Origin of the sequence: Phycicoccus flavus (genome assembly GCF_004025965.2) — a bacterium.
Classification (GTDB): Bacteria; Actinomycetota; Actinomycetes; order Actinomycetales; family Dermatophilaceae; genus Phycicoccus; species Phycicoccus flavus.
This window is the reverse complement of record NZ_SAYU02000120.1, coordinates 1-4,953: the sequence shown is the minus strand read 5'-3', so window position 1 is coordinate 4,953 and position 4,953 is coordinate 1. Positions and strand designations below refer to the sequence as shown.

The 4,953-nt window shown below is 73.7% G+C and carries 4 protein-coding genes, 2 pseudogenes and 1 riboswitch; of the genes and pseudogenes, 3 read left to right on the top strand and 3 right to left on the bottom strand.

The features are described from left to right. A pseudogene (locus EPD83_RS19780) lies at positions 1–209 on the bottom strand (D-glycerate dehydrogenase); the annotation flags it as partial. Positions 210–257: 48 nt separating this feature from the next. Here EPD83_RS19780 and EPD83_RS19775 point away from each other — a divergent pair. Together EPD83_RS19775 and EPD83_RS19770 are read left to right on the top strand one after the other, a co-directional pair. Beyond that, positions 258–1,325, top strand: coding sequence for a hypothetical protein (locus tag EPD83_RS19775; RefSeq protein ID WP_128365329.1), 1,068 nt, complete (start codon positions 258–260; stop codon positions 1,323–1,325). Positions 1,326–1,391: 66 nt separating this feature from the next. Then, positions 1,392–1,456: riboswitch (guanidine-III (ykkC-III) riboswitch) on the top strand. Between the two features lie 11 nt (positions 1,457–1,467). Further along, positions 1,468–1,782 carry a DMT family transporter gene (locus tag EPD83_RS19770; RefSeq protein ID WP_165567047.1) on the top strand — a complete coding sequence of 105 codons (315 nt, stop codon included), beginning with the start codon at positions 1,468–1,470 and terminating at the stop codon, positions 1,780–1,782. Between the two features lie 27 nt (positions 1,783–1,809). Here EPD83_RS19770 and EPD83_RS19765 read toward each other — a convergent pair whose 3' ends face one another. Beyond that, complete coding sequence (locus EPD83_RS19765; protein ID WP_165567046.1) at positions 1,810–3,420, bottom strand: HNH endonuclease signature motif containing protein; 1,611 nt, start codon at positions 3,418–3,420, stop codon at positions 1,810–1,812. A gap of 451 nt (positions 3,421–3,871) precedes the next feature. Between EPD83_RS19765 and EPD83_RS19760 the strand changes: the two genes are divergently transcribed. Further along, positions 3,872–4,645, top strand: coding sequence for a class I SAM-dependent DNA methyltransferase (locus EPD83_RS19760; protein WP_165567045.1), 774 nt, complete (start codon positions 3,872–3,874; stop codon positions 4,643–4,645). Positions 4,646–4,702: 57 nt separating this feature from the next. Here EPD83_RS19760 and EPD83_RS19755 read toward each other — a convergent pair. After that, positions 4,703–4,953, bottom strand: a pseudogene (locus EPD83_RS19755) (SDR family oxidoreductase); the annotation flags it as partial.

Here is a 4,953-nt window from a genome sequence, read left to right as displayed (position 1 = left end):
ACCCGCAGGTCCGGTCCGGCGGCGTCGAGGAACGCGGCGTCGACGCGGTGCCCGAGGGTGACGACGACGGCCTCGGCGCCGGCGACGACGTCCGGCAGCTCCTCCGGCGGGACGGCCGCGTCGACGTCGCGGTAGTCGACGTCGTGGGCGCCACGCAGGCGCTCCACGGCGTCGCCGGGCAGCCGGCTGAGGACGACGACACGGGCCATGGGGAGCACCTCCGGGGTCGGGTGCCTCCAACCGTAGGCTGTCGCGCCATGGACCCCACGGACCGCCGCCGTCCGCGGCTCTCCCGTCGGCGCCCGGAGGCCGACCCGCTGGCCGCGACCGAACGCTGGTTCCTCGCCAACGGCCTCGCCTACTTCGTCCCGGCCGAGCGCGCCGCCGCCCGGGAGGCGATGCAGCCGCGGCGCGCCGTGCCGCTCGTCGCCCTCGTCCTCGTCGTCACCGCGGCGCTCGGCGGGCTGCTCGGGTGGGTGTCGCACCAGGTGAGCGCGGCCCCGGCGCTGTGGCTGTCGCTGTCGGTGCTCGTCGGGGTCGCGTACGTCTCGACGGCGCTGCGGGCCCGCCCCATCCTCACCTTCGCCGTCCGTCGCACGGTCAGCAGCATCCGGCTGCTCGCCTCGACCCTGACCCGTGCGCTGCCGTTGCTGCTCGTGTTCGTCGCGTTCCTCTTCATCAACGCCGAGGCCTGGCAGATGACGGCGAGCCTCACCCTGGCGACGCACTGGGTCGTCGCCCTGCTGCTGCTCGGGTCCGGTGTCGTCTTCCTCTTGGTCCGGCTGCCGGAGGAGGTCGACGAGCTCGACGACGCGGTCGACGACGACTTCCTTGTCCGCGCCTGCGCGGGCACCCCGCTCGAGGAGACCTGCGCCCGGCTCGTCGACGACCCCGACGCCGACCCCGCGTCGTACGCGCAGGTCAGCGGGTTCGAGCGGTGGAACCTCATCGTCACGCTGCTCGTCATCCAGCTGGTCCAGGTGGTGGCGCTCGTCATCGGCGTCTTCCTGTTCCTGCTGCTCTTCGGGTCGATCATCATGAAGCAGGACACCCAGCTGGCCTGGACGACGCTGGAGGCGACCCACGGTGTGCCGTTCGTCCCCAGCGTCTCGGTCGAGCTGGTCAAGGTCTCGTTCTTCCTGTCGGCCTTCTCCGGCCTGTACTTCACGGTCAGCGCGGTCACCGACGACACCTACCGCGGCCAGTTCTTCTCCCTCGTCACCCGCGAGCTGGAGCGGGCCGTCGGCGTCCGCGCGGTCTACCTCGCCGCCCGGGCCGAGCGCCGCTCCGACCCCGACCCGGACCCCGACGACCGGACGCCGTAGGCGAGGCGGGGACCGGCATCACCACGTCGGGGTTTGCCCCTCGGGCCCGCCGTTGAGAGGCTGTCCGCAGGATCTCCCCGAGGTCCCCGGACGAGCGGTGCCGTACCCGGTCAGCGACAAGACGGCTCCCGAGGAGATCGTCATGCCCTGGCTCGTCCTGATCCTGTCCGGCGTCCTGGAGGCCGTCTGGGCCACCGCCCTCTCCCGCTCGGAGGGCTTCACCCGCCTCGCGCCGTCGATCGTGTTCGCGGTCTCCCTGACCCTCAGCATGGCCGGCCTCGCCCACGCCATGCGCTCCCTCCCGGTCGGCACCGCCTACGCCGTCTGGGTCGGCATCGGCGCGGCGCTCACGGTGGGCTACGCCATGGCCACCGGCGCCGAGACCGTCTCGGCGGTCCGGCTGCTGCTCGTCGCGGGGATCGTCGGCTGCGTCGTCGGGCTCAAGCTGCTCCACTGACGCGGTGAGCCGCGACCCGGAGGCCACTCAGAAGGGGATGGGAACCTCGTCCCAGGAGTGGTCGCCCGGGCTCGGTGCGGCCGGTGGCGGTGCTGCCGGTGGAGGAGCGGCTGGTGCCGTTGCTGCCGGGGCTGCAGTTCTCGGTGTCGGCGACGAAGAGTCAGGAACGGTGCGGTGGGCGGGTTCGGTGGTGCGGGTCCGGCCGGACGGGTCGGTCCAGCTCATCGTGCCGTCGGGGTGGAGGGTGGGTCGCCAGTGGCCTTGCTGCTTGAGGCGGTGGTGGCGGCGGCAGAGTCCGGCGAGGTTGCTCGGGGTGGTGGGTCCGGTGGGCCAGGGGCGGACGTGGTCGAGGTCGCAGCGCTCGGCGGGGCGGGTGCAGCCGTACATGCGGCAGGTGCCGTCCCTGGTGGTGACGAGCTGCCGCATCCGCGCTGGTGGGCGGTAGGCGTCGGTGGTGATGGAGGCCAGGGTGCCGGTGTCGGCGTTCAGGACCGCGCGGGCGACCTGGAGCGGGAGGGTGGACAGGATGCCGGCGACGGTGGTGGCGTCGACCCAGCCCAGGCCGGGCAGCTGCACCCCGGAGACCAGGGCGGTGGCGCCGGTGTCGGCACCGACACGGATGGGGGCCATCTCGACCGCAGTCGGCACGCCGGGACCGTCGGCGCACTCGTAGTCCGCGAAGTCGTGCCAGCCGAGGTCTTCCTGGGTGTCGGCGGGCAGGTCGCCGATGCGGACCTCTTCACCGGTGGTGGCGTCGATGATCGTCTCGTCGGGATCCCGCGGGGAGAACGTCCGCACGGTCGGGACGACGGCGGGGTCAGGTGCGGCGGTGACGACGGGGACCCCGAGGGTGACCTGCGCGTTGACGGTCACGTTCCGCAGGAGGAGGTCCCCGAAGGCGTCGGCCCGGGACTCCGGGACGGTGAGGGTGTCGTCGACGTCCCGGTACTCCGCCGCCAACGACTCCACCGCGCTCCAGGCGGCCTTGCTCGTCGCCGTGGGCAGGAGGGCGAACCACTCGGTGAGGCCGTCCTCGCTCGGGCACACCTCGACCGTCCGCACCTTCCTGGTCTTCGCGGCATGCTCCGCGACCTGGTCGGCGGCGACGCGGGCGGCGATCCGGCGGGTCTCGGACGACACCCGCGCCGGGTCCATCGCAGCCAGCCGCGGCGCGAGCGAGGCGTCCACCCGCCGGCACGCGTCGCGGTCGAGGCCGGCGCAGGCGTCGAGGACCTTGTGCGCCGTCACCGCCGCCACCTCCCCCTCGAGGACGAGCTCGAGGACCTGCGGGAACCGGGCGGACAGCTTCGCCCCCAGCCGGACCTTCCGCCCCGCGACACCCTCGGTGACCCCGGCCTCCATCGCGAGCATCGACGGGGCCATGCCGTCGACGAACCCCACCGGGTGGGTCCGCTCGATCACCCGGTCCGAGACCATCCGGCTCTCGAACCGCGCCCCGTACGCGGCGGCCACCGCCTGCGCACCTTCCGCCGCGTTCACCAGTCCCTGCAGCTCCCCGGCGACCTCGAACGCCTCCCGCGGATCCAGCCCACGTCCGTGCTCGGCCAGGTCCCTCGCCAGCGCGACAGCATCGCCGCGTAGTGCGGCGATGCGGCTGCTGACGTCCCCCCGGTCCATGCCCCGATCTTACCCGAACACGCGTACGACGACAAGCAATTGCACCCGTGAATCACTTTGCAGCAGAACAACATTGGAGGGATTTTGCAGCAATCTCAAAGGGGCCGGTGCGGCCCACGATTGCCGCGAGCCGGCGCCGCCCGGAAGGGGTCGGAGGCCGCGCCCGGAACGTGTCGAGACGGCCGGCAAAGGTGTCACAGCGGCGGGTGCCGGACATCCACCCCGATCGAAGCCGCCCGGAGGTCCGCTCGAAGCGAAGGAGGGGCGGCAGCGGAAGGCGACCGCCCGCCGACTGCGTCCAAGCCCTCTTGTGACCCGACCCCAGTCGACCAGAACCGGGCAACGAAAGGCGACCGCCCGCTGACTTGCGTCCAAGGCCGTCCCGAAGTCCGCCCGCGGCCGAAGCGAGGACCGACCCGCCCGGGACCACCTCTGTGTCAGCCTCGACCCCGTGACCTCCCCGTCGGCGCGCGCCTCCACCGCCCGCCCCTTCTACGACGTCCACGCCGACGTCTACGACCTCCTCGTCACCGACCCCGTCGAGCCGTGGGTCGACGCCGTGGACGACGCCCTCCGCGCGGCCGGCCACGACCGCGCCGACGACCGCGCCGACGTCCTCGACGCCGGCTGCGGCACCGGCCGCCACGCCGCGGCCCTCCTGGCCCGGGGTCATCGCGTGACGCTGGTCGACGCCTCGCCCCGCCTGCTGGCCCTGGCCCGGCGCCGCTGCCCGGACGCCCCCGCGACGGTGGGCGACGTCTGCGCCCTCGGCCTGCACGAGTCCGCCGACGCCGTCGCCTGCCGCGGTGTGCTCAACGACCTCCTCACCGACGAGGAGCGCTCCGCCGCGCTGAGCTCCTTCGCCGCCGCCCTGCGACCGGGCGGGGTCCTCGTCCTCGACGTCCGGGAGGCGGCCGCCGCCCGGATCCGGGCCGACGGCGTGGAGCGCATCACTGAGGTAGACCTGCCCGACGGCGGACGGCTGCGCTTCACGAGCCGCCCGACCTGGCAGGACGGCCGGATCGTCGTCGACGAGCGGCACGTCGTCACCGACGCCGGGGGCCGCGTCACGACCGAGCACCGGCACACGTTCACGATGCGGCCGTGGACCGGGGACGAGCTGACCGCCCACCTCACCGCGGCGGGGCTCACCGACGTCACGGTCCGCCCGGGGGTGGGGCGCCGGACCGCGGACCGGCTGCTCGTCACCGCCCGCACACCCTGACCGGACGCCAGGGCACGCCACAGCACGGCACAGCGCAGCCCGGCCCGGACCCCCGCCTCAGGTCATCCGGCGGACCGCGCCCAGCGGCAGGTGCCGCAGCGCCGTCCCGAGCGGCACCCACGGCCAGGCCGGGACGAACGCCTGCTCCTTCTCGTCCTCCATGGCCCGGACCATCGCCCGCACCCCGACCTCGGTGTCGACCATGAACGGCGTGCGCGACAGGTGCTCGTTCATCTCCGAGCGGATGTAGCCCGGGAAGACGGTCGTCACCCGGATGTCGAGGTCGGGCTCGCCGAGCATCTCGTGCC

Bases quoted from the DNA above. Each gene is read 5' to 3' on its own strand.
- EPD83_RS19775 (WP_128365329.1), top strand. From the start codon at position 258: ATGGACCCCACGGACCGCCGCCGTCCGCGGCTCTCCCGTCGGCGCCCG.
- EPD83_RS19770 (WP_165567047.1), top strand. From the start codon at position 1,468: ATGCCCTGGCTCGTCCTGATCCTGTCCGGCGTCCTGGAGGCCGTCTGG.
- EPD83_RS19765 (WP_165567046.1), bottom strand. From the start codon at position 3,420: ATGGACCGGGGGGACGTCAGCAGCCGCATCGCCGCACTACGCGGCGAT.